The organism is Chryseobacterium sp. W4I1 (genome assembly GCF_030816115.1).
Taxonomy (GTDB): Bacteria; Bacteroidota; Bacteroidia; order Flavobacteriales; family Weeksellaceae; genus Chryseobacterium.
The window spans coordinates 1,172,590-1,197,290 of sequence record NZ_JAUSXQ010000001.1 but is presented as its reverse complement, the minus strand read 5'-3'; the positions used below and the strand labels follow the sequence as shown (position 1 = coordinate 1,197,290).

The following is a 24,701-nucleotide window of genomic DNA, read 5'->3' as shown; positions in this document are numbered from 1 at the left end:
CTGTTGGTTTATGTATTAAAAATTTAGTGGACGTTCACTTTCCGATGGCTGCAGAAGGTGTATCGCTTTGAAATAAAATCTTAATACTTTTGTCCAAAGCATCTTTACCTGCTGATTTTGAATAAATACTGCCCAAGGCAGATGATACCAGGGTTTCATCAGGATCTCCCAATGGAAGAAGCGGCAGACTGGCATATTCACCGGCTGCGATCTGAGGCATAATTCCATTACTGTATTCACCTTCTCCATTCGCATTGAATACTTTATAAATGACGGGATGCAGCTGCCAGGAGATCTTTTTGGGTTTCCGTTTGTCTTCCACTATAAATCCAGCCATATCTTTACCCAACGTCACATCTCCTATCTGAATAACCTGCATATAAGGTTTCAGATTATTGATTACAATCTCGGAAGCCGATGCTGTACTGTTGGAGGTAAGAATATACACTTTATTCAGACCTAAGGCATTCGCACGGAGCGTATTAAAATCAAGAGCATTAGGATCATAAGTGATTTGCTGGGCAAACGTTCTTTTTACTTCGCCTCCGTTTTTGTTTCCTTTGTACGTAATGAATGATGAAGATGCTGAGATCCCTGCCGGAATAAGAGCGCATAGCGCCGCCGCCGAGGATACCGATCCGCCGTAATTGTAACGGAGATCAAGGATCAGCTCCTGAACTCCGGCTGCTTTGAATGCCGCAAATTTCTGGCTAAGAACCGGGGTTATTCCATCCGGAAAATCATAAATGTAGAGATAGCCTGTCTTTTTACCGTTTTTTTTAAATATTTTAGATTCCACAGGCTGTTCCAGGGAGTAACCGTAGTATACCTGAATATTCTTTTCATCAGTTACGGCTCCATTTTTCCAGTTTCCAACGGTGAGCTCTATGACTGTTTGGTCTTTGATGGAAGAGGTTAATTCTTCCGCATTGGCTGCTGTAATGGTTTTACCGTTGATCTTTGTGATCATCATCCCCCTTTCCAGCCCGGAATTGAATGCCGGAGAGTTTTTCAGGACCAGTTTTATTGCCGTCACTACATTTCCATTGGCCAGCTGCATAACAGCATAATCAAATCCATACATATTTCTAACAGAACGTGGGTAGGAAGAAGGATCCTGGGTATTTACTGCAAATGAAAAACGGTCTTGAGAAGAGAGCAGGCTTTTAAAGAAATCTTTCACCGGAAGACGATAATCCGGTTTAGCGGGCATTTGGTCTGCCCAGTAATAATACCTTCTCATGCTGTCCTGTACCCAAAGGTTCACAGATTCTGTGCTTCCTTCAGGAAAACGGGGAAGATTTTCATCATCATTATTGTTGCATGACCATACAAAAACAAAAGCTGTGACCAGCAGAAATAACGGAAAATTAAAATACTTTTTCATACAGACGAACTGGTATTACAGGTAATCTACGACGTCAATGTCTCCTTTAACGGTAAAGACTCCATTTTCTATTTTTTCCTGCAGAACAATCAGGTTGGCTCCCATATCCTGTTTTATTTTTACTTTAATAATCCCGGATCCGGTATAGGGTGTGGTAGTTCCTGGTTGATATAGTTCCAGATAAACAGGAGCTGTATTACTGAAAAAGCCATATATTTTAACTTCAGTGAATTTATCTTTCCCGATATTGTCGAATTCTGCGAGTACTGCTCCATTCTCTTTTTTCAGAACACCTTTTACGCCTGCAAGCGTGGTTCCCGAATATTCACCAAGATTAGGGAAAATGAATTCAAAGCCTACTTTTCCGAGATTGACCTGAGGTTTTACGGCAGAAGCCTGGAGAAAGATCCCCGGAAGATTGAAAAAATTCAGGGTTTTATAGTTATTGATATTGTCGTAAGTAATATGGTAGCGGGCTATTTCAGTTCCTGTTTCGTTGTTGTAGATGCCAAGAATGTCTGTTTCACCTTCATCAAGGACAAAATCAAGTTTGGTTTCAATTTTATTGGTATAGGAAGTGCTTCCGTTAATGGAAACCGGAGCTCCGTTCAGTCTCAACTGAAGGATATCCGGCTTGGAGTATCCTTTGATATTGACTTCGGCAGGTTTCTGTGATTTGTCAAACGGCTGCATAACGTTGCTGTCTGTACAGCCAACGAATAGAGCAAAAAATAGAAGTGCAATGAACTTGTTCATTTATATGGTTTTGAATGATAATGTTTAAACTTAAAAAACTATTGCCCCGCCCGTTTAGGTACGGGACAATAGGATAATTATAAAAAAACTAAAGTGGATATGTTTGCGATCAAAATTTTCTGCGGGGAAGTTGCAGATCTGTTTTGATCTATTAAGTTTTCAAGGTTAATAAGTCATGAGGACTGCCTGATTATCTTTTGATAAATTTCAGTCTTTCAGTTGTTTTTCCGTCATAAATTTCAGTGATATAAGCTCCAGTCTGTAATGTTCCTACATTCAGGGATCTGGTGTATGGAGCTGAAAATACTTTCTGTCCGGCAATATTGTAAATATTCACCGTCGTTTTATTTTCGCTAAAATCCGGACTAAGTTTGATCTGCAGGAAATCCTTCACTGGATTTTCTGTTATTTTCGTTAAATTTTCTTTCTTTTTTACATCCTTTGTGCCTAAAAATGATGAAGCATAGATCGATATTTCATCAATGTTGATATTCTGAAGATTATTACCGCTTGGCTTTCTGTTTGACCACAATCCAATGTAAATTTTCTTACCGGCAAAAGCTGAAATATCAATAAGGTTCTCGTTGAACTGGGTAAGATCAGCAGGAAAAGGATTGTTGGTATTTCCTGCGATGATGCTGTATGGACTTGGAATATCGTTTCCATTGGCATCCACTGTCATAGCCTGGAAATCTGCCAATTCAGGAACCTGTTTCTGAGGAGTACTTACAAAAATAAAAATATCCCTTCCAAAATTAAGGTGTGTCGTTCTCTGTCTTCCGATATAGGCTGCAAGACTGATGGTTCCGGCTGCTCCTTCCAGACTGATCTCCGGAGAAATGATCCAGTCGTTTTCAGTACCGAAACCAGGAGCATTCCCTGTCGGAACCAAACTTACGGAATACCGGAGAACTCCTGAAGTACCATATGTCAAAGCAGTTCCGTTATGATAGATATTCTGTCCCTGAACCCATCCGTTTCCGTTGTTATTCAGGTCATGGGTAGTCCACCCCTGGAGATCAGCAGGAGTATCAAAAGAATTGCTCCATACCTGAAACTGCGCTACCGCAGCCTGTGATACCAATACAATAGATAATAAAAATAATTTTTTCATAATACTGATTTATTAGAGTATTTTTGAATAGTAAAAGCAGGGAAAGACATGGGAAGCTTCCCCTGCATTTAAAGTCTTATTCCTGAATAGAGAAATTATATTTCGTCCAAGTTCCCTGGAAGTTTCCACAGTTTCTAGGCGATACGTTCCATGCTCCTTCGTTGAAGAACGGCTGGCTCATACCCCAAAGTGAAGCTGGAGTTCCTGTCAACAGGTTAGCAGCAGGAATTGATGCTGTTCCTAAACCTGTAGCAGAAGTTGTAAATCCATGTACTTTAATCGTGCTGAAAGTAGAAGCTGAAGAAAGTTCAGAACCTGTCCCTTCTACTTTGATTCCTACAGGATATCCTGTTACTACAGCGTTATTTAAGGTTAGTTTACCACTTCTTCTGATGTGGATACCGTTTTCGTAAGCAGCACCCTGTCCTGCAGCACCGTTTTTAGCCCCGATGATCGTAAGATTGTTGATCACTGGATTGGTGATAAGTGGTGTAGCAGTACCTTCTGCGTTGTTATCAAGCTCAATACCGTTAGAATCCGGGCTTGATCCGCTAAGACTGTGTGTAGAGTTGTAATCTGCCAAAGCAAGAGCACAAGTAATAGTTCCTGTATAACCGTTATCGAAATCGAAGTTATCATCATCCGCAGCAAAAGAAACAAGGTTAGAAGCGTTCACTGTACCTCCGAAGAATTCAAAAGAATCATCTTTCCCGTAAGAAACCTGGATATGATCCAAAGTAGTACCGTTTCCTACCCCTCCTAAAGTAAGTCCGTTGATCTCATTTCCTGAGTTTGGAGCTAAAAGGTCAAATCCTGCGAATTCAATACGTACATATTTCAAAGTTCCTCCATTATGAGATGCATTGGTACCTCCGTAATAAAAATCAGAACCGCTTAATCCTTCAATTGTTTTAGTAGAAGGTGTATTGGTAGGGGCATCACCTAAAATGATCACACCACCAAAGTCACCTGGAGCAGCCGTTGTATCTTCGTTTCCATCTAACAGTTTATAACTTGTAAAAATAATCGGCTGAGACTCTGTACCGGTAGCATTGATCTTACCTGTTTTAGAGATTACTAAAACTCCTGTAGCAGTATTGGATGTGTTTGGTTTTGCTTTAATGAAAGTTCCAGGCTGAATAGTTAATGTAGCACCATTCTTAACAGTTACGATACCGTTAAGCTCTACCACACCACTCCAAGTTGTGTTGGTAGTAATATCACCGCTCACGCTGGTTACAGGAAGTGCAGAAGCTGTAATATACTCAGCAGATGCAGACTTCATTTCGAAAGGGGTAGAAGAATCTGCAAGATGATCATTTTGACAAGCAGTAAGAGACAATGCTGCAGCAGCAATTAGAGTTAGTTTTTTCATTGGTATAATTTTTAATAAATCCGGTGATGTTATTTTGATGACCGGAAATTTTTAATATTTAGGAACATCCGCCTCTATATTCCTGCGATTTGGTTTTATGCTTACCCTGCATTTCAGGAGGGGCTGTCCTGCCGGGGTTCCCTGCTTATCCGCTGCCATCCGGGAAAAATAACAGCGATCGGTTTTTATCTGATCCGGTACTGCTGTGCGCATCATCAGTATCGTTCCGGGTCGTCCTCAGGTTTCCGAAACCTGTACATTACTATTATTAAGAGCTCTTTACATCTTATTCTTTTCAAGCAGAGAGCACAATTGCTTCATTGGTCTGCTTTTAAAGTTTTTATTCTAAAATTGAAAAGTCATATTTTGTCCAACTTCCCTGGAAGCTTCCACAGTTTCTCGGCGATACATTCCATGGTCCTTCATTGAAGTACGGCTGGCTCATCCCCCAAAGTGAAGCTGTAGTTCCTGTCAATAGGTTGCCGGCAGGAATTGATGCTGTTCCTGTACCTGTAGCAGCAAGATCAAATCCATGTATCTTAATGCTGCTATAATCTGAGCTGGAAGAGAGTTCTGAACCTGTTCCTTCTACCTTGATTCCTGTAGGATAACCCGTCACTACCGCATTGTTTATTGTTAATTTCCCATTTCTTCTGATATAAATTCCTTTTCCGTACATTGTACCAAAAGCAGCTTTGGGAGTACCAACAATGGTTAGATTATTGATGATAGGATGCGTAATCAGTGAGGTAGCAGTTCCAGTAGGATTGTTATCCAACTCTATTCCGTTAGAATCATAGACACTCCCACTTAGACTGTGTATAGAATTGTAATCAGCTAAAGCCAAAGCACAGGTAATTGTTCCTGTATATCCGGTATTAAAATCGAAGTTATCATCATCCGGTGCAAAGGAAATCAGGTTAGTTGCATTGACATTTCCTCCGAAGAATTCAAAAGAGTCATCTTTACCGTAAGAAACCTGGATATGGTCCAGTATCGTTCCTTTTCCTACCCCAGCTAATGTAAGAGATGTAATCTCATGGATCACCTGTGGTAATATATCAGACCCTCCGAACTCAATACGCACATATTTCATTATTCCACCATTATGATCCTGATTGCCCCCTCCATAATAGTAATCAGATCCGAAAAGTCCGTCAATCGTTGTAGTAGATGGTGTATTCGTAGGCGCATCCCCCAATAGGATCACACCTGCGAAGTCTCCGGTCTGAGGCGTGGTATTTTCGTCTCCATCCAATAGTCTGTAACTTGTAAAAACAATAGGTTGAGTTTCTGTTCCAACAGCATTAATCTTTCCGGTTTTTGTAATAACCAAAAGCCCGGTTGGAGCAGCTGTATCCTTCGGTTTTGCCTTAATATAGGTTCCGGGAAGAATTGTTAATGTAGCCCCATTTTTAACCGTTACAATTCCATCGATCTCAATAATCCCACTCCACGTTGTGTTGGATGTGATTTGACCGCTAACCGGAGTTACAGGTAAGGATGAAGCTGTAATATATTCTGCTAAGGTCTGCTTCATTTCGAAAGATGAAGAAGAACCTTCTAAATGATCATTCTGACAGGCTGTAAATAGTGCCGCTGTTGCAATCAAGATTAGTTTTTTCATTGTTGTAAGTTTTTTATGAGTCCTTGTATATGGTTATCCGTTTAAGAGATTTAAAAAGTATAATTCACACTCAGACCGAACGTTCTTCCGTTGTAAGCACGAAACATGATCTTATCGATGTTTTTGTCATATTTATTGGTGGCGCCGGGTAGCAGTTCCCAAGCTTCCCTTTCTGTTGATATTGTACTTCCTGCAGATCCTTTCGGCACAGAATAAGAATTGAAATTATTATAGAATTCTTTCACTCTGTTAAAAAGGTTTTTCACATTCAGTTTCAGCTCCATATTTCTGTTTTTTAAGAACTTATAGGAAAGCTGCGCATCGGCTACAGCATAAGGACGCTGGATCTCTTCGCCGTTATAAGCATAACCTACCGTAATGTACTGGTCTCCTTTGGCATTGTATAAAAAGCTGGCTCCCAAACGGTTTCCATCGTAGGTCACTCCCAAATTATAGGCATAAGGAGTCTGCCCGTACAACGGTCTTTCCACTTCATAGGTTGCATCGTTATCACCTGTTTTATACTGATCTTTGAAAGCAATTACTTTGGTACTGTTATAGGTAAAATTTCCATTGATAAAAAGTTTTTCAAGCAGGGCTCCTCCACTTATGAAACTCAGGTTTTTTCTTACTTCAACCTCCACTCCTTTCAGCTTTGCATTTTTAGAATTTCCATTATAAAGGTAAAGGTTGCCCTCACTGGACAAATGCCCTTCACGCTCAATGGGTTTATCAATATCCTTGTAATACAGTCCCATAGAAAATATTTCACCAAGTCCCGGAAACCATTCAAATTTGAAATCATAATTATTGACCACCGATGAGGTCATTTCCGTGTTATAGATCAAACCGTTCGCTATCGGATCAAAATAAGGCAGTCCTGTTCTTTCATTGAACTGAGGACGAATAACTGTTTTATTATAGGCAAGCCTTACATTGATTTTGTTAGTAGGGCTGTAGGTAAAATTGGCAGAAGGCATCCACTGCCATGGCTTATCTTCTACCGCAGCTTTATTGACCGTCTGGTTATCCGAAATATCTACCTGCTGAGAAATAAGATCATATTTAAAGTATTCTGCACGCAGTCCCCAAACCAGTCTTAATTTATTACTCCATCTATTGTCAAACATCACATAAAATGCGTTCTGGGTTACCTTCCCTTCATATTTATCATTTTTGTACATCGGCTTGGTCTGCCATCCGATACCTCCCGGAATATATTGAGAGCCGTCAAACCAGCTCGCAAGAGATCCATACATTCTCAGATGGTTTTTTTCACTGTTGGGAACATCCCTATTCTCATCTACCCTTAAAAAAAACTTCTGCTGCTGATTGGTATTGTTTTTTATAACCCCTGCATATCCGGCCTTAATATCAGTTTTAAAACTTCCTCTGTCTATATTCCATTTTAGAGAAGCGCCATAGTTGTAATCCGTTTCTTTGTTGGCAATGTAACCTCTGTAAAAATTGGATCCGGTGTTATAGATCTCGTGATAATTAAGGATATCCAGCCCAATAAAGTCATAATGGCTTAGATACTGTGTGTAGTCTTTTGTATCAGATTTCACGCCTGTTCTGGCGGCAAACCAGTTGATATCAACATTTTTTATTTTGTGATTTCCTTCCAGCTTATTCTGCAGAAGGGTCTGGTAAATAGGATAATTGGTATTGTCGGTATAGGGTTTATCCAATCCTTTGATCTGTGCAGGATCATTATTGGGAATGACTCCGTTATAAAAATAATTGTAGGATGCTTCTGCGTTGACTGCCATTCCACTGCCACTGGCATACTGATTCCAGCCCGTTACTCTGGTCAGCGTATTATCATAAATATGAGTATATGAATTACGGAATGAAATTCTGTTTTTACCCAGTTGCAATCCAAAATTAAGCATTCCAGCTACGGTAGAATTGTAATTGTAGGAAGCCCCTTTATTTTTAAAGTTGTAAAATGTAATGGGATCAATTCCTTTCTCCTGCCATTGCGGATCATAGGGTGACGTAGTATCCAGCCAGTTTCCTCTTCCGGTATGATCTATGTCCAGCTTATTCTGTTCATTCCTTACCGTAAAAGCGCCTGCAAAACCCCATTTATTATTATTTTTAAGGGCAAATGTTCTTCCTAAAGCCATCTGCAGATTAGATCCCATGTCCCCTGTTGTACTGAACGTGGAAAAATTATCATTCGTAAATCTCCTGGACTGTTCAAAAAACAGTGGATTGTTCCAGTCTGTAGCTTCGAGACCTTTGGGAAAATCCCTGGTTCCGTCATCATAGCCGAAGTAATCATTTTTTCCTCTTTTATGGGTAAGAAATTCTTTAAACGCCGACTGATCGTTATAGGAAGTTCCCATGCTGACCGTCGTAAAGTTTTCATTGGGAATATCTTTGGTCTTCACTTCTACATATCCTCCGGCAAAGCTGGCATTCATATCCGGTGTTGCGGTCTTGCTCACCACTATGCTTTCTACCATGGCGGTAGGAATAATATCAAATGAAAAGTTCTGGTTATAGGCTTCGGTGCTCGGAAGGTTGATACCGTCCATAGCTGCCGTATTCCAGCGTTCTCCCATGGAACGTACCACTACATATTTATTGTCGATGGTTGTAATACCGGTTACCCTTTTCAAAGTCCCTCCTACATCATTATCCGGAGTTTTTGCGATCTGTTCAGCGGAGATTCCGTCGCTCATCTGAGCAGCTTTTTTCTGCTGGGCAAGAAGTCCGGCCTGTGTATCTGCCTTTCGGGTTCCGGTGATAACCACTTCCCTGATATCTGTTATTTTATCTGATACTGTTTTCATCGCAAATGAGACATTGTTGGTTTCATTATTGCTGACTGAGAGTTTTTCTACCCTCAACGGACTGTATTTTGATGCTTTTACGGTAAGACTGTAAACTCCGGCAGGAAGATCTACTACAAAATCCCCGTTGTTATCGGTAGTTACCGTTTTTCTGGCAACCGTTACTTCTGCTCCGGCCACCGGATTTCCGACTTCATCCACTATTTTTCCGGAGATCCTTCCGTTTCCTGTTACAGAAATACCTGTTCCTTCATATTTAATTGAAATAAGATCCCCACGCAGCCGGAATGCTACGGGAAGTCCGTCTGTAATGTCTTTCAGACAGTTATTTACAGAAGTGTTTTCACATTTTACGCCCTTCACCTTCAGCTCTTTAATATCTGTTTTGGAATAAGCCAGCCGCATTCCCGTTTTTCCGGCAAAATCTTCCAGCACCTCAATAAGTGGTCTGCTTGCCGGGACGGAAAATGATACTTTCTGGACCAGCTCCTGTGCTTCGGCTGCTACTGTAAAAAATACTGCTGCAACGGTAAGACCGCATTTCAATCTTTTCATATATTCAGTTTCTCTTTGATTAAAAGTTTTATTTTTAATGTTAATCGGTAGGATATCTTTATTTTTTCAAGGTGTAGATATGATCTTCTTTATGGACTTCAAGTCCAAGAATAAAGGCAAGTGCTTCCATATTTTCATCCGCTGAGCCTCCTGTAAAGTCAGCAGTAATTTTCTTTTCTGCCGTTTCTTTGGGATACATGATCCTGATCTTATAATTGTTTTGCATTACTTCTGCAACTTCCTTTAATGTGACATCATTGAAACTTAGTGACAGCAGCATTGTTTTTTCTTTTCCTGACTTATTTTCCTGAGGAATCAATATGACGGCAGCAGTACGTGCTATTCCGAAATTCGTCCACTTCTGATTGGGCTTCAGATAGGAAACGGGAGTTCCGGCATAGGATACAGCGACCTTCCCTTCATAAAGCTGTACGGATTTATCTTTTCCAGACTGGGAGATTTTAAAAACAGTTCCCAGTACTCTAGTACTGAAACCGTCTGCACGAACAATAAAAGGATGTGTTTTTGACTTAGCTACAGAAAAAATGGCATCTCCTTTCAGATCCACTATTCTGGTAGAAGCAGGAAATGATTTTTCTACAGTAAGCTCTGCACCTGCTAAAAGGGTCACTACAGAGCCATCGGCAAGAAATACTTTTTGGTTCCCGGATTCCGAAGTATATACATCAGGTTTAAAGAAAGTATGATAAGTAAGGAGTCCCCCTACTGATAAAAGTAAAATAAGGACTGCGGCAACGGAATAAGCATATTTTTTTAAGAAATGAATTCGGGTGGTCTTTACAGGCTGGATAAAGTAAACCTCCAGCGCAGACAGCACTCTTTCCTTAGATTCCTGCATGTGGATTTTGTCCAGGTCTTTTTCTGCCCGGGTTTTCCATTGGTTTAAAATTTCATTTTCTTTTCCCGAGATCTTTTGTTCGGTTACTTCCCTTTTCCAGAGTTTAAAAACAAATGCTTCTGTATTTTTATATTTTGAGCTTTTCATAAAATATTTCATGGTATTCACAGATACTTCTATCTATAAGACGATGAAAATTAAAAACTTCCCCAGGCAGCTATTCACATTGTATTCATATTAAAATCAAGTTGTTAACAATTTCGGGCAGTTTGCTTATTTTCTCAACATTTGATTCACATTACGGGGATTTTTTTAGAATTAATTAATCTTAGAATAGCCATTGTTCACAAAAAGTTAATTTTCCTTTAGGTAATTTTGCAGTAACCATATGAAGCCTACAGATTACACCATATTAAAGAAAATAAAATCAGGTGACCACCCTGCATTCATGCTGCTTTACGAGCGGTATTGGGACAGTCTTTACCGTTTTGTTTTCATGAGGACGAGGGACAAAGAGATGTCTGAAGAACTGCTGCAGAATCTCTGGATAAAAATACTTGAAAATACGGATACCATACAGACAGATGAGTCTGAAAATGCCAAAGGCTACCTGCTCCGTTATCTTCATTACCGGATTATCGATCATTATAACAGTTCTAAAAAAGGGCTTCCTACCATCAGTATGGATGAGTTCGATCTTACCGGAGAAATGGATATATCGGATACAGAATATTTTGAGATTCTTGAAGAAAACGAGATTTCAACTTTATTAAATATGATAGATGAGGTGGTTTCAAAGCTTCCTTCTACAGAGCAAACGGTATATGATATGAGGATCAGAAGGAATATGTCTGTGCATGAAACAGCAGAAGCACTGGGAATCAGCAACAAAACAGTGAGTAATAAATTAAGCAAAGCTTTAGGAGAAATACGGGATCAGCTAAACCCGGAATACCAGTCTTCTAAAAAACTGGTGTCCATACTGATGCTGATGGAAATTTTAACGAAGTACTAAATAATGGACTGGAAGATGGATGTTATGAAAATCGAAAAACAAACTCTGTTTATTGATATAAGATCATTGTCTTCCAGTTCTTTTTAGTCTAGCAAAATCTATTTTAAACGTCATCTACTTTATCCAAAACTTTATTCCTGAATTCCTTAGGAGTCATATTTCTGTGTTTTTTGAAAAGTTTGGACAGATGACTTTCATCACTGAACTGAAGTTCGTAAGCAATCTCACTCAGGCGGATACTGCTGTATCTAAGGTAGGTTTCAACCAGTTTTAACCGGTAATCCAACAGATAATCCTGGTAAGAAACACCAGTCTGCTGTTTAAAATATTCCCCGAAATAATTTCCTGAAATCCCAAAATGATCAGCAATAACCGGAATTCTGGTCTTTTCTTTTTCTTTAATATGCTCCTGAATATAAGTGATAATCTTCATGATGGAGAAAGCTTTTCTGTTTTGTGGAAGTTCAGAAGTCTCGCTTTCAATGATATTTCTGGCAATAAGATTCAGTAAGATGGAAATACAGTTCCGAATAATAAGATAATCATCTGTCTTATTCTTATATTCTCTTGCAATCTGCAGAATAAGGGCTTCTGCAAAACGTTCATCATCTTTGCTTCGGAATATACAGCCTGCTCTTGCATGATAATTATTGCTGATATACTGTAATTTGTAAAGATTTTCACAGCTTTCTATACGGTCGGCTTCCAGCCTGATCCTATCAATAAATTCAATGGGGCATTCTATAACGATCAGTTCTGCATTTTCACTTTTAAACTGATAAAGCTGATGCTGTGGGATAATAAACAGCTTATTCTCCCTGAAAGAGATGGTGCGTTCGTCATAAGTAAGAGATCCATTTCCTTTTAAAACGTAGATCAGGGAAAGAATAGCTTTTGTTTTAAGGGCAGTTTCTTGGTGACAAAGCTTTATTTCTTTTACATTAATGTGTTCAACAGGTAAGATCTTCATTGTAAATACTTATTTTTCCTCCAAAAGTACAATTTTACAGGTATAATAGAAGGCTAATTTTGCAGAAAAAATATGAATATTTTCCTTAAACGATGGCAGGCATTAGGTTACCTGACAGCAGGAGCTTTTCTCTCGCCTTTGGATTATTTTATTGTCAACATGGCACTTCCCTCTATCAAAAAAGCTTTCCATGCGAGTGATCACCAGCTGCAGATGGTCGTTGCAATTTACGGACTAACGTATGCTGCTCTTGTGGTTTGCGGAGGACGCTTGGGTGATTTATATGGCAGAAAGAAAATATTTATCCTCGGATTATACATTTTTTTATTGGCTTCCCTGGCCTGTGCTTTTTCGCCTGACATCAGGTTTCTGATTATTTCCAGACTGTTCCAGGGAGTTGGCGCTTCTTTTCTGGCTCCTCAGGTTCTGGCATCCATCAGGGTTTTATTTACCGGTAATGAGCAGCCTAAGGCGGTAAGTATATTCAGTTCTGTATTTGGTCTGGCATCGGTTGCCGGGCAGTTGCTGGGAGGCTTTCTGCTTAATCTTCACTGGAGGGAGTTTTCATGGGAACTGGTATTCCTTGTTAATGTTCCTATTACCCTGATCTGCATTATCGGCACTCATTTTTCCATGGATAATAACCGGGAGGAGAAAAAGCAGAGCATTGATTTTGTCGGTGCATTACTGATGATCGCCTCATTACTGATGTTGATATGTCCTGTTATTTTCGGAAGGAAATACCATTGGGCTTGGTGGATTTTTGCTATTTTACTTTCGGGACTTGTAATGTTGGTTATCTTTTATCAATATGAAGTTAAATCATTGGGGAAAAATAGAGCTGTACTGATAGATCCTATCCTTCTGCAGCATCAGCCATTTGTTCTTTGCCTTCTTATTATTTTCTTTTATAATTTTACGGCAGGACTGTTTATCTGCTATCCATATTACCTGCAGCAGTTTCTACACTCAAATCCCGTAGAAACTGGCCTTGCGATTATTCCGTATGGAGCGGCTTTTTTTCTCGGACCATTAATTGTTCCCAGAATAAAACTTTCTCCATATACAATGACCAATATAGGCTTGGTCTTACTTATTGCAGGATTTTCTTTAACTTCAATATTCATTTATTTACAGGAAAAACCGTCTTTGGGAACGGATATCAGTTTGTTTCTTGCCGGTCTGGGTCATGGTATTGTGATGCCTGTAATGATGCGTCAGGCGATATCTTTGATCAGTAAAGAAAAAGCGGGCCAGGCATCGGGTTTGATCAGTATCAGCATACAGATCGGAAGTGTGACGGGAGGTACTATTATCGGGACTATATTTTTTGGCAGCATAGAATTATGGGCATTCCCAAAAGCTTTTGCGTTGGCTATATTTATAATTGCCGCAGTTCAGATCATCGGAATATTTCTAAATTACACATTGCACAAAAACAACAAATTAAAACAAACCACATCCATTTAATAAACTACATTATACATTATACATTATACATTATACATTATACATTATACATTATACATTATACATTATACATTATACATTATACAAACATTTAAATTATGAATAATACAGAAAAAATCATCACAGAAATAAAAGAATTCCACACCAATATCGAAGCATGGTTCCGTGGAAAAGCTGAAAATCAGGACAGACTGTATGAAAAACTTCTGTCCGGTTTTACAGAAGAATTTAAAATGGTTACCGGCAATGGGGACAGCGTTACTTTAGCCGCATTTTCAGAATGGCTTCCGGGAGCTTATAGTAAATTTCCGGATCGGATCATCGTCCTTGAAAATATTGAAGTGTACAGTACAGAAAGCCACGGAATGGCCTCTTATATAGAAATTCAGACAACAGAAGATTCAATCACCCAACGAAGGTCATCTGCCGTTTTTGTCATTCGTGAAGACAGGGCTTTATGGCTTCATCTTATTGAAAAATGGATATAAATGGATGAAATTATTCTGTAAACTGAAATTTTCAGCGGATAGCCATATTTTTCTAAATTTTGGCTAAAGCCAGATGAATGTTTATAGTGAAGGCGGGCTAAAGCCCGCCCCTATTTCATATTCTAGTCGTATGAGAAATATATACATGTTTTTCAAAATCGCAGTAAAATTCCTAATTAATAAAAATGTAGTTTTATTTTTCCTAAAAATTCTAAAATGCAGTCAATACATGTCTAACGGAAACATCTTACATCTGACATCTCATGTCTCATATCTCGTGTCTTGTATCTTGTATCTTGTATCTTGTATCTTAAGAAAACCATCACCCACTAATTTTGTACACACACCGTTGTCCGCCGGATAAAATGTGACTGACCCTTTCTACCTGATAATCTGTACCGATAAGGCTCCGGAAATTGGATAGTTCAGCACGGCAGAAGCCCTGGCATTCAGCAGCAGCAGCACAGATGGGGCAGTGATTTTCTATAAGGAAATAATCATTGCCTTCTTTTGTCCATTCTGCCATATATCCTTCATCACTGCGCACTTTTACGAGGACATCCAGGCGTTCTTCAAGAGATTTGGTTGTTATTACTGCTTTTTCATACCGTTCATAAGTCTTCTTTTCCCTGTCGTTGATCAGGAGATCCAGTGCATTTTCTCCCAGGAGATTTTTGACGGACCGGAGGATCTGCACCGTTACATCAGCATGGGAATCAGGAAACCGGGACAGGCCTTTTTCAGTGAGGGTATAATAAACAGACGGGCGGCCTACTCCTTCACTTTTTGTAATAGATCTTATGAGTCCTTCTCCGGCAAGATTCAGCAAATGCTTTCGTGCCCCTTCCTTTGTGATGGAGAGCTCTTTAGAGATCAAAAATGAGGTGGCTTCTCCTCTCATCTTCAAAAACATCAGGATTCGGTCAGCTGCCGGTTTCTTCATTTGACAATAATTAAGTTGTTTTATTTTCCAACAACAAATATAGTCATTTTCTATAATCTTCAATTTTTAGGATTAAATCGATATTAATCAAAGTTTTAGACTGCAGTACAAGCTATATAATTAAATAACCATAAAGTTGTTTAATTAAAATATATGTTTACCTTTGAAACACATTAATAAAAATAAAAGTTATGAAGACATTCACACTACCCCAGCTTCCTTATGCATACGACGCGCTGGAACCATTCATAGATAAAGAAACAATGACCATTCACCACCAGCGCCATCATCAGGCCTATGTAGATAACCTGAACACAGCACTGAAAACTGCAGAGGAAGCCAGCGATGATCTGGATTCTATACTTCAAAGAGTCAGCGAATACAGTCCTGCTGTACGAAATAATGGCGGTGGACACTACAACCATTCTTTATTTTGGGAGATCCTTTCTGCGAAGCCTAAATTAAATCCTGAAGGAAAACTGGCAGAAGCCATCAACACAACTTTTGGAAGCCTTGAAGAATCTAAAGCTGAAATGAAAAAAGCAGGTCTGGGACAGTTCGGATCCGGATGGGTGTGGCTGTTTGTAAAATTCAGTGGCTCTCTGGCGATCGCTTCTACCCCTAACCAGGATAATCCCATGATGGATATACAATCGGTGAACAGAGGTTTTCCAATCCTGGGAATTGATGTCTGGGAACACGCTTATTATCTGGCTTATCAGAATAAAAGAGCCGATTATCTGGATGCTTTCTGGTCTGTCCTTGACTGGTCTGTAGTGGAGAAAAAATATGAAGAAGCTTTATCTAAAATCAGATAGAACCGTAAATATCATTCAAAAAAATCACTTATGGATCAGAACGTTTTTATCAATAAAGCAGAAGCTTCCGGGATCGTTGCTTTTGATCTTTTAAAATACAAACCTGCTCTGGAGATCGTGGAACTGGATATCAAAGATCACCTTTTTATGGGAATGATTGTGAAGGAGAAGGAATTTAAGGAATCAATTGCCGCTGTAGACTTTTCTGTGTATTATGAAAAAGCTGTGGCAGTAATCTGTTCAACAGATGCGATTATTCCGCCGTGGGCGTATATGATGCTGATGGAAAAATTATATCCTTATGCCGTGTATGTAGATTTAAATAATGCTGAAACGGTTCTGCTGGACCTCTGGAAACGCCGTCTTACCTATTCCGATCTGAAATGCTATAAAAATCAGAAAGTGGTGGTGAGGGCAAGTACAAATCATGATCCTTCTCTTTATCTTTTGGCAGCCGGGCTTCTGAAACCTTTGGTGAAAAGCCTGATGTACGGTGAGATCGGAATGCCAAAAGTAATTTTTAAAACTTAAAAACAATGAAAGCAATCCTATTCAACGGTTCGCTGGAAAGAAGATCTGAATCCACCTCCGGACGGATCTCTCAATACTTTGCAGAAAGGTTGGAAGCATCAGGTTTTCAGACGGAGATCTTTACGCTTGCAGATTCCGGTATTCCTCTTTTTGATGTCACCCTTACCAAAACACCTTTGGCGGTGGAACGCATGACTCAGCTATTTCTGGAGGCTGACATTCATTTCTGGCTGGCTCCGCTCTATCACGGGAGCATTCCGGGAGTCATGAAAAACTGTCTGGACTGGCTTGAAGTTACCGCCGGATATGATCAACCCTATCTTACGGACAAAATGGTTGGACTTGTGTGCTGGGCGGATGGTCTGCAGGCTATGCATGGAATCAATACGATGGATGTAATCGCTAAATCTCTGCGGGCCTGGCCTATTCCATTCAGTGTTCCCGTGATCAGAACCGCTTTATTTGATCCGCAGGATCCAGCAAAGGTATCTTCTCTGTACGCTGATAAATTCGACAGGCTGATCAGTATTGCCACAACAAAAAAGATAAAAAAACTATCTTAAAATGAAGGATGAAATTACAATCACGGTAAAAGATCAGGGAGGAAATATCCATCATCTGATCTGTCCTCTGGAAATGGGGCTGAGCCTTAAAGATCTGTGTAAAGCTTATGAACTGCCTATGGAAGCGATGTGCGGAGGAATGGCGATGTGTGCAACGTGCCACTGCTATATTCTGGGTGAAACCTCATCGCTGCCTGAAAAAGGTGACATGGAAGAAGCACTTCTCTCCGAACTGTTTACGACAACACCTGCCAGCAGACTGGCATGCCAGATCCAGCTTACCTCCGCAATGGATGGGCTTTCCATAGAAATTGCAGCCCATTAATCAGAAATAAAGATGGCTTGAGCCCTCCTACTGGTGCAAAAAGCTGACTGTTTTTTTCATTTAAGTTATGTTTAGACGGAGGGATTTCCGAGGCTGTGAAGCTGAAAGAAATCCCTTTTTTAAAATGACCTTATAAAATTTAAAATAATTATGGCAATTACAATAACCGATGACTGTATCAACTGCGGAGCCTGCGAACCTGAATGTCCCAATTCAGCGATCTATGAAGGGGCTATTGACTGGCGGTGGCAGGATAAGACAAAGCTTTCAGGAAAAGTGGTCTTTCCGGACGGAACGGAAGCTGATGCAGGAGCTTATCAGCAGGCTTATTCAGACGATGTTTATTATATTGTACCGGGAAAATGTACGGAATGTAAAGGTTTTCACGAAGAACCTCAGTGCAAAACAGTTTGTCCTGTAGACTGTTGTATAGATGATCCTGAACACCGGGAAAGCGACGAAATACTGTTTGGACGACAGGAATTTTTGCATCATTCAGGGGTTCATTAAATTACACAAAAAAGCGGGTTTACGGCCCGCTTTCAGTTTGTCAAATGGTTTGAAATAAAATAGCCCTAAGCTTATAAAGCTTTTATTTCATCATATATTTTCTGTGTAAAAGAGGTATCAATACCCAATTCTTTTCCAAAATTCAAAACAGCACCACCCAATAATTCCAGCTCATTATTTCCTTTTCCAGAATTGACATCAAGCTGCAATGAAGTCGGTGTTTCAAAAGGAAATGTGGAAGCTTTTTCAAATGTTTTCTGAATAATATCTTCATCCAGAACAATCTTTTTGGTGTCCGCAATCTGCTTTATTTCTTTCATAATTTCCGTCGCTTCATGTTTCTGAACCTCATCCGTACACACCGTTCCGATAGAAGAATTATGCTTAGCCGTTACCAATCCGAAACTGGCGATAAAAATATACTTGGTCCAGATATCCATGAGCGAATTATCTTTGAAATCAAAATCAATCTTACTTTCCCTGATCAGCTCTACGATCCAGTTTATATCAGCCGAAAAGTGCTCAGGATCTCTTCCAACAATCATTTTTCCTGCTTTTCCTTTATGTTCTACAATACCTTTTTCTTTAATGTGGGAAGCTACATAAAGGCATGTCGGAAGAATAACGTTATCAGGAATTACTTTCCTTATTCTTTCATAAATATCCGCACCGTTCATCATCGGAAGCAGAACAGTATCTTTGGTAATGATGCCGTTCAGCTGGCTGCAGATATTTTCCAGATCGTATTCTTTCACACAGATCAGCACAAGATCCGGATCTTTAATGTCAGCGATATTTTGCTCAATAGCATCAGGGTGTGTGTGATTCACCGGATGTTCGGGTGAGAGCAGAATCAGTCCGTTCTCTTTCACTTTGCTATATGTTTCACCTCTTGCTACGAAACTCACTTTATATTTTTGAGAGGATTCGTTTTCCTGGTTTATTTTAAATCCAAAATAACCGCCGACCCCGCCAAGTCCTACCACTATAATATGTTTCTTATTCATAAATTTATTTTTAACAAAGATGGGTTTCAAATTCTAAAGTATCACTTGACAAATGAAAAGAAATCAAATTTTATTGATCTCTCTTCTGATGCGACTTAGAGAACTGTCTTTAATTCCCAAATAAGAGGCAATAACCTTCAGGGGCACATATTGGAAAATATCCGGATGCTTCTTCATCAGGTTAAAATACCGTGTAGATGCTTTCTGGCTGGCCATTTCTATCAAACGGTCATGAATGTTATAATAATTAAGGACAAAAAGAAGCCTGCTGAACTCTCTGAATTCCGGGATATGATGAAAATTATGCTGAACATTGTCCAATCCAGTTTCCCAGAAAGTACAGGCGGTGATGGTCTGATAGACCTCTTTGGCGGGCTGCTGTCTGAAGAATGACAGGAAATCATTCACAAAACACGGTGCCGCATAAATATTGGTGGTTATTTCTTCATTATCCTCGTTCAGAATATAGGAACGGACATATCCTTTTTCCAAAAAATAGGTCTTGATACTCACCTCATCCTTGTTCAGAAGAACGGTATTCGCTTTTAAATCAAAATACTTGAATGTTTCTGTAATTTTTTCCACCGTCTCTTTTTCAATGCTGAATAAGGAATGGAAGTATTGATTGAGTGAGGATTTGTCCATGATTATAAGTGTTGAACTAATCATCAAAATTAAACAAATTTCAGGAGAGTTTTCTTTTATTGATCGGTTTTATCAATCATTACAAATTCAGACAAAAGGTTGATGTGGTTTCAAAAATTTTAAAGAGATTTGTACTGTCAGATAACTCATTATTTCAAACACCAAAAAACATTCTATTGAAAACCCAGCCTGTCATTGCAGTCCTTTTTCCCGGAGATATGGGAACCCAGGTAGCGAAAGCACTTATCAATCAAAACTTTAAAGTCATCACTGCAGGAGAAGCAAGATCAGCCCGCACATTACAAAATATACAAAACTCAGGGATTATAGACACCGGTTCCCTTCAAAACACTGTTGAGCAGGCCGATATTATCCTTTCTCTTACCAGCCCGGAAGGAAGTCTGAAGATTGCAGAAAGTACTGTTTCCTGTTTAAAAAATACGGCTAACTGTCCTCTTTATGTAGATTTGAATTCCAATACTCCGGCAATAGCCTTATCTATTGAAAACTTGTTTACATCAGTGAACATTCCTTATGTGAACGGAGCGGTAATGGGTGCTTCTCAGGATGTTCCTGACAAAGCAGTTTTAGTGGTAAGTGGCATTAACAGACATTTATTTATTGATCTGTTTGCTTCCGTATTTAAAATAAAAGATGCCGGTGAAAAGGCAGAAGCTGCATCTGCTTACAAACTTTTGTTTTCTATGGTGAATAAAGGGATGAACGCTTTATTTTTTGAAACCATGACGGCTGCTGCTCATTTTGGAATTCTGGATGAGCTGAATGAAAGCCTGCAGGAATTTCTTCCCGGAACTTATCAGGATATGATCAAAACTACGCCCACCTATCCGCAGCATATCGCCAGACGCATTGATGAAATGAAAGGTCTCGCTGACATGTTAAGCAGTGAAAATCTTCCCCATATCATTGCTTCCGCAACTGCCGAAACATTTGAAAGGGTTTACCACTCCCATATTTTTGAAAACGAAAACCCCGAGGGAGTTATAGAAGCTTTTCAGAACTTTAAGAAACTGTCGGACAAAAAATAATAAAGCTTTATAGCTTAAAATTCTTCCCAGCCTTCATTTTGAGGATCATATTTTGCAAACTCACCCGTATCAGTAAATTCTGATGCGGTCATACCCACTTCAAAGATAGAGCTTTCACTTAAATTGGCATTAAAATAGAGCCCTCTTTCGGTAAGCAAAGCCCTCCCGAAATCTTCATCAGGATGATTGAAATGAAGGCCTGAATCATTTTCATTGATCAGTTCGTATTTATATTTTAAAAGCCGGTCTTTTAATCCCTCAAACTGCTCTTTTGTCAGTGGAACAAGGTTTTCTTCGCGGTCAAAAAAGCTGTCGTCATTGGCTGCCTGTTCTTTTTTTTTGGTTTCAATGCTGAATACCTGGATATTATAGCTCATGAGAAGGTGTTGATTATTGATTGGCCAATATAATACTTTTATACGTATTCATGCGGTTTGTTTCATGGTACATATTACAAAGGATCATGATTTCATCTGTATTATATTCTTCAGCCTTTTCCTGCAACCTTCCAGAAATATGATCTGGTGTGTCTATAATGATATGACTCAGGATCTTAAAAAATTCTTCCTCATCCTCACTTCCTGATATTTTATCCTCAATTATTTCAGTAGGCAGAAGTGCTTCGGGAGCCTGAATATGCCGTGCCTGAAGAAACTGGTAAGCCATTCCATAAGCATTATGACGGGCGGACTGCAGATTTTCCGCCACAGATACAGCAACTGCAACCTGCAGTGAAGGAATCGGGCTGTACTGGTTTCTGTCAAATTCATTCAAGTAAGTGTCTGTACTTGCTGTCCCTTTTTCACTTCCCATAAAATCTGCATAGGAATAGCTTATCCCATGTTTTGCAGCTTCCCTGGCAGATTGAACACCGGAACCCAGCCAGAGAATCTCCGGCAGATGAACCAAATCCCGGGGCTGGGCAATAAGTCCTTCATAAATTCCTTCCTCTTCTTTGATATATTGGATGATTTCTTCAAGTTTGGTTTCCTGACTGGATAAGATGACAGGTCTGTGATTATTCAGTGCTGATACGGCATCCTTTAAGCCTCCGGGAGCTTTGCCAAGACCGAGAATAAAGCGTTCCGGATAAAGACTGCCCAGCATTTTCGTCCATTCTGCAAGCTTGTAGGCAGAATAATTTTTCATCATGATGCCTCCCGTTCCTACTTTGATGCGTTGGGTTCTGCTTAGAGTGACTGCAGAAAGAATCTCCGGACTTGAGCTTCCATAGGCTTCCACCCCGTGGTGTTCGGAATACAGTATATTATGAAATCCTGCTTTATCAGCAAATACGGCAAGATCAATGCTGTTTTTCAATGCGTCAAAAGCACTGCCTCCTTTAACGGTTGGCGACTGATCCAGAATTCCTAATTTTAATTTCATACCCAACGTCTGCTTTTACTGTAAAAATAATCTATCTGCATCAAAAATGAAATCAAAATGGTCAGAAATTTTATACCTCTAAAAAACTTTTATATTAAACTTTTTTTGAATTTGTCAATGCTTCAAGCCTTGCTTTGGCATAAGTGATTTGTTCTTTTTCTTTCTCAGGATCCGGTTTGTTTTTCAGATACAAATTATAATACAGCACTGCATTTTTAGGCTGTTTCAGGTTCTGGTCGTACAAAAGACCCAAACGGTAATAGATATTGCTGCCGTTATCAAAGGTAAGCCCTCTTTTGTAGGCTTCCAAAGCGTCAGTAAATTTATTATTGTCTTCATAGATGCCACCCAAAGCAGTGTAATAAAGAGCCGTATGATCAGATATTGCCTCATCAATCGTCTTTTTAGCATATACGGCAGCCTTATCATATTCCTTCAGTTCACGGTAGCTCAGTGCCATAAAATACAGCGTCCCTTCATTCTGCACACCGAGGTTTTCCAGTGTTTTAAAGAGAGCTGTACATCTTTGATAGTCTTTTAAATAAAAAAAAGCCTGCCCCATTTCATTGATCACATTCACATCCGTATTCTCTTTCATCAGTTTTTCTCCAGTTTCAATGACCTCTTTGTATTTGCCCAGCTGGTTGGCCAATGGAAGCTGCGCCTGCTGTAGTGTAAAATTTCCGTTATCTGCATCAATGGCTGTTTTAAGAATATCATAAGCCTGCTGATACTGTTTAAGTTCCCGGTAAGCCGTAGAAAGGTCAAAAGCTATATCAGGATCTGTATTATTTAGAGCATTCGCTTTTTTTAGATATTTAAGTTTTGCATCAGGAGTATCTGCAAAGCCCGACATCTGTTTGTAAGCGGTGAAATTCAGACTGTCCAGCTGAATAATTTCTAAAAGGTAGGCTTTAGCTTTTGTTGCATTCCCTCTTCTTGAATTAATATGGACAAGACTGAATAAAACAGGCAGGTTATTCGGCTCAACTGCATTGACTTTGAGATAATTTTTCTCAGCTTCCGGAAGCTTCCCGGACATCATATTGCAGTAGGCCATCTGGCTCAATACTTTTACATCCTTTGTATCTTCAGGATAGATACTCTGCAGATATTGGGCAGCTTCGGCATAACGCTGGGTTTCGTAATATTCCAGAAGCTTTTCTTTATCTATAGTCTGAGCCGCTATATTTTTAAAGCTGAAAGTAATAAGCAGTACGGAAAGCCAGAATTTCATAATTGTGATTTGTAACTAAATTATCAGTTATTTTAATATTTTCCAAATTTTACAGCCAAAATTATTCACAGGTTAAAGATTTATAAAATCATCTTTAAAATATTAAAAAATTAATAATCCGTTAAACACATCCATCTTCTTTATTAATAATTTTGGGCAGATTTAAACTGGCTATGTTATATATTTTAATGGTTGTCATCCTGCAGGCTTTAATTACGCTGGCTGTTTTACTCTGTCTTGCGAAAAACAGAAAGTCTTTTCATAATATGCTGCTGCTTTATATCCTGACCGTTCTGGTGGATATGGGGTATGAATATTTTATCATCAACAGGTTCGGATACGAATCTATCCTTTATGAAATACCGGGCAGCCTCAGAATTTTCAAAGGTCTTATATTTTTATATATTACTTTTTATCTGATCAATTTCAGGCATCGGGACAAGCTGAAATATCTGTTCTACCCTTTCTGTATGATTGTTTTCATTCATACTTTCGGATTGTCGGCAAAGCTGTTTGGTTACAAAGAAGGCGATATAATCATCCGTTTTTACTTAAAATATATTGCCAGTTATTATGTCCGGTACTGGATCGGAAGTATCATTTTCTGTATGAGTCTACTGTATTATTATCAAAAAAAGATCAACAATCCTTTTATTAAAAAATTCAGGCTGTTCCTTTCTTTCGTTTTACTGAGTGTACTTGCTTTTTGGGGCAGTTATAAATCCGGCATGAATATTCTTGTGTTTCAGAAAATTTATAACCTTTCATTTTTAATACAGTTCGCCTGGATATTGTACGTTTATATTTTAACGTACCACGAACAACAGAAACAGGACACCCCTAAATCAATTGAAGAAATTCCTTTTAAAGAAAAGTATCAGTATAAAGATCTCTCTAAAATAGATTTTGAAAAAATAAAATCGTCAATAGAGGAATTTTATGACAAAAGCATCGTCTATCTGGATGAGAGCTTTACACTGGAACAGCTTTCACAGTATCTGTCTGTTTCCAAAACTGATCTTACCATTACTTTCAGCCAGCATCTGACATCCAATTTCCATGAATATACGAACCGCAACCGGGTTTTGCAGTTCAGACGTATGTTGCAGGAAGAACCCCATTCTAATGTGACCGATCTGGCTTATCAATGCGGGTTCAAATCTAAATCTACTTTTTATAAATATTTTAAAAAGGAATTCAACTGCTTACCCACCGATTATATTTTGTGATTCCAAATTCTATATTACAATTAATTAATATTCACAAA

25 protein-coding genes are annotated in these 24,701 nt (G+C 39.1%); 10 read left to right on the top strand and 15 right to left on the bottom strand.

What is annotated here, in order from left to right:
- Positions 1 to 34 precede the first annotated feature (34 nt).
- From QF044_RS05485 to QF044_RS05450, 8 genes are all read right to left on the bottom strand, one after another.
- Positions 35 to 1,387 carry a S41 family peptidase gene (locus QF044_RS05485; RefSeq protein ID WP_307264645.1) on the bottom strand — a complete coding sequence of 451 codons (1,353 nt, stop codon included), beginning with the start codon at positions 1,385 to 1,387 and terminating at the stop codon, positions 35 to 37.
- 15 nt (positions 1,388 to 1,402) lie between these two features.
- A complete protein-coding gene (locus QF044_RS05480) occupies positions 1,403 to 2,143 on the bottom strand; it encodes a hypothetical protein (protein WP_307264642.1) in 741 nt (246 codons plus the stop codon).
- 190 nt (positions 2,144 to 2,333) lie between these two features.
- Positions 2,334 to 3,257 (bottom strand): T9SS-dependent choice-of-anchor J family protein, encoded by a 924-nt coding sequence (locus tag QF044_RS05475; protein ID WP_307264640.1) that lies wholly within the window; start codon positions 3,255 to 3,257, stop codon positions 2,334 to 2,336.
- Positions 3,258 to 3,333: 76 nt separating this feature from the next.
- Positions 3,334 to 4,632, bottom strand: coding sequence for a hypothetical protein (locus QF044_RS05470; RefSeq protein ID WP_307264639.1), 1,299 nt, complete (start codon positions 4,630 to 4,632; stop codon positions 3,334 to 3,336).
- A gap of 51 nt (positions 4,633 to 4,683) precedes the next feature.
- Positions 4,684 to 4,848, bottom strand: a complete 165-nt coding sequence (locus QF044_RS05465; protein ID WP_307264635.1) for a hypothetical protein — start codon at positions 4,846 to 4,848, stop codon at positions 4,684 to 4,686.
- A 124-nt stretch (positions 4,849 to 4,972) separates the two neighbouring features.
- Complete coding sequence (locus tag QF044_RS05460; protein ID WP_307264632.1) at positions 4,973 to 6,259, bottom strand: hypothetical protein; 1,287 nt, start codon at positions 6,257 to 6,259, stop codon at positions 4,973 to 4,975.
- A 50-nt stretch (positions 6,260 to 6,309) separates the two neighbouring features.
- Positions 6,310 to 9,618, bottom strand: coding sequence for a TonB-dependent receptor (locus QF044_RS05455; protein ID WP_307264629.1), 3,309 nt, complete (start codon positions 9,616 to 9,618; stop codon positions 6,310 to 6,312).
- A gap of 58 nt (positions 9,619 to 9,676) precedes the next feature.
- Positions 9,677 to 10,624, bottom strand: a complete 948-nt coding sequence (locus QF044_RS05450) for a FecR family protein (protein ID WP_307264626.1) — start codon at positions 10,622 to 10,624, stop codon at positions 9,677 to 9,679.
- A gap of 241 nt (positions 10,625 to 10,865) precedes the next feature.
- Here QF044_RS05450 and QF044_RS05445 point away from each other — a divergent pair, with 241 nt between their 5' ends.
- Positions 10,866 to 11,492 carry an RNA polymerase sigma factor gene (locus QF044_RS05445; protein ID WP_307264623.1) on the top strand — a complete coding sequence of 209 codons (627 nt, stop codon included), beginning with the start codon at positions 10,866 to 10,868 and terminating at the stop codon, positions 11,490 to 11,492.
- 103 nt (positions 11,493 to 11,595) lie between these two features.
- Here the strand turns inward: QF044_RS05445 and QF044_RS05440 are convergent, their stop codons facing one another.
- Positions 11,596 to 12,462, bottom strand: a complete 867-nt coding sequence (locus QF044_RS05440) for an AraC family transcriptional regulator (protein ID WP_307264620.1) — start codon at positions 12,460 to 12,462, stop codon at positions 11,596 to 11,598.
- 72 nt (positions 12,463 to 12,534) lie between these two features.
- On the opposite strand from QF044_RS05440, the gene QF044_RS05435 reads away from it, so the two are divergent.
- A complete protein-coding gene (locus QF044_RS05435; protein WP_307264617.1) occupies positions 12,535 to 13,932 on the top strand; it encodes an MFS transporter in 1,398 nt (465 codons plus the stop codon).
- Positions 13,933 to 14,030: 98 nt separating this feature from the next.
- Positions 14,031 to 14,420, top strand: coding sequence for a hypothetical protein (locus QF044_RS05430; protein WP_307264614.1), 390 nt, complete (start codon positions 14,031 to 14,033; stop codon positions 14,418 to 14,420).
- Between the two features lie 322 nt (positions 14,421 to 14,742).
- On the opposite strand, the gene QF044_RS05425 is transcribed toward QF044_RS05430, so the two are convergent.
- Positions 14,743 to 15,363, bottom strand: coding sequence for a metalloregulator ArsR/SmtB family transcription factor (locus tag QF044_RS05425; protein ID WP_307264611.1), 621 nt, complete (start codon positions 15,361 to 15,363; stop codon positions 14,743 to 14,745).
- Between the two features lie 191 nt (positions 15,364 to 15,554).
- Between QF044_RS05425 and QF044_RS05420 the strand changes: the two genes are divergently transcribed.
- From QF044_RS05420 to QF044_RS05400, 5 genes are all read left to right on the top strand, one after another.
- A complete protein-coding gene (locus tag QF044_RS05420) occupies positions 15,555 to 16,181 on the top strand; it encodes a superoxide dismutase (RefSeq protein WP_307264609.1) in 627 nt (208 codons plus the stop codon).
- A gap of 30 nt (positions 16,182 to 16,211) precedes the next feature.
- Positions 16,212 to 16,712, top strand: coding sequence for a DUF2480 family protein (locus tag QF044_RS05415; RefSeq protein WP_307264607.1), 501 nt, complete (start codon positions 16,212 to 16,214; stop codon positions 16,710 to 16,712).
- 5 nt (positions 16,713 to 16,717) lie between these two features.
- A complete protein-coding gene (locus QF044_RS05410; protein WP_307264604.1) occupies positions 16,718 to 17,275 on the top strand; it encodes an NADPH-dependent FMN reductase in 558 nt (185 codons plus the stop codon).
- A gap of 1 nt (position 17,276) precedes the next feature.
- Positions 17,277 to 17,600 carry a 2Fe-2S iron-sulfur cluster-binding protein gene (locus QF044_RS05405; protein ID WP_307264601.1) on the top strand — a complete coding sequence of 108 codons (324 nt, stop codon included), beginning with the start codon at positions 17,277 to 17,279 and terminating at the stop codon, positions 17,598 to 17,600.
- 150 nt (positions 17,601 to 17,750) lie between these two features.
- A complete protein-coding gene (locus tag QF044_RS05400) occupies positions 17,751 to 18,110 on the top strand; it encodes a 4Fe-4S dicluster domain-containing protein (RefSeq protein WP_307264598.1) in 360 nt (119 codons plus the stop codon).
- A 71-nt stretch (positions 18,111 to 18,181) separates the two neighbouring features.
- On the opposite strand, the gene QF044_RS05395 is transcribed toward QF044_RS05400, so the two are convergent.
- Both QF044_RS05395 and QF044_RS05390 read right to left on the bottom strand, forming a co-directional pair.
- Entirely contained in the window at positions 18,182 to 19,117 is a 936-nt protein-coding gene (locus QF044_RS05395; RefSeq protein WP_307264596.1) for a ketopantoate reductase family protein, read from the bottom strand.
- Positions 19,118 to 19,180: 63 nt separating this feature from the next.
- Positions 19,181 to 19,762 carry a Crp/Fnr family transcriptional regulator gene (locus QF044_RS05390; RefSeq protein ID WP_307264595.1) on the bottom strand — a complete coding sequence of 194 codons (582 nt, stop codon included), beginning with the start codon at positions 19,760 to 19,762 and terminating at the stop codon, positions 19,181 to 19,183.
- A gap of 176 nt (positions 19,763 to 19,938) precedes the next feature.
- Here QF044_RS05390 and QF044_RS05385 point away from each other — a divergent pair, with 176 nt between their 5' ends.
- The gene (locus QF044_RS05385) at positions 19,939 to 20,811 is read left to right on the top strand and encodes an NAD(P)-dependent oxidoreductase (RefSeq protein ID WP_307264593.1); all 873 of its coding nucleotides are present in this window, start codon (positions 19,939 to 19,941) and stop codon (positions 20,809 to 20,811) included.
- 14 nt (positions 20,812 to 20,825) lie between these two features.
- On the opposite strand, the gene QF044_RS05380 is transcribed toward QF044_RS05385, so the two are convergent.
- The 3 genes from QF044_RS05380 to QF044_RS05370 form a co-directional block, all read right to left on the bottom strand.
- Positions 20,826 to 21,188, bottom strand: a complete 363-nt coding sequence (locus tag QF044_RS05380; protein ID WP_307264590.1) for a hypothetical protein — start codon at positions 21,186 to 21,188, stop codon at positions 20,826 to 20,828.
- A gap of 13 nt (positions 21,189 to 21,201) precedes the next feature.
- The gene (locus QF044_RS05375) at positions 21,202 to 22,197 is read right to left on the bottom strand and encodes an MsnO8 family LLM class oxidoreductase (RefSeq protein ID WP_307264587.1); all 996 of its coding nucleotides are present in this window, start codon (positions 22,195 to 22,197) and stop codon (positions 21,202 to 21,204) included.
- A gap of 94 nt (positions 22,198 to 22,291) precedes the next feature.
- Positions 22,292 to 23,434 (bottom strand): CDC27 family protein, encoded by a 1,143-nt coding sequence (locus QF044_RS05370; RefSeq protein WP_307264585.1) that lies wholly within the window; start codon positions 23,432 to 23,434, stop codon positions 22,292 to 22,294.
- A 173-nt stretch (positions 23,435 to 23,607) separates the two neighbouring features.
- Between QF044_RS05370 and QF044_RS05365 the strand changes: the two genes are divergently transcribed.
- Complete coding sequence (locus QF044_RS05365) at positions 23,608 to 24,663, top strand: helix-turn-helix transcriptional regulator (RefSeq protein WP_307264583.1); 1,056 nt, start codon at positions 23,608 to 23,610, stop codon at positions 24,661 to 24,663.
- The last annotated feature ends 38 nt before the right edge of the window (positions 24,664 to 24,701 follow it).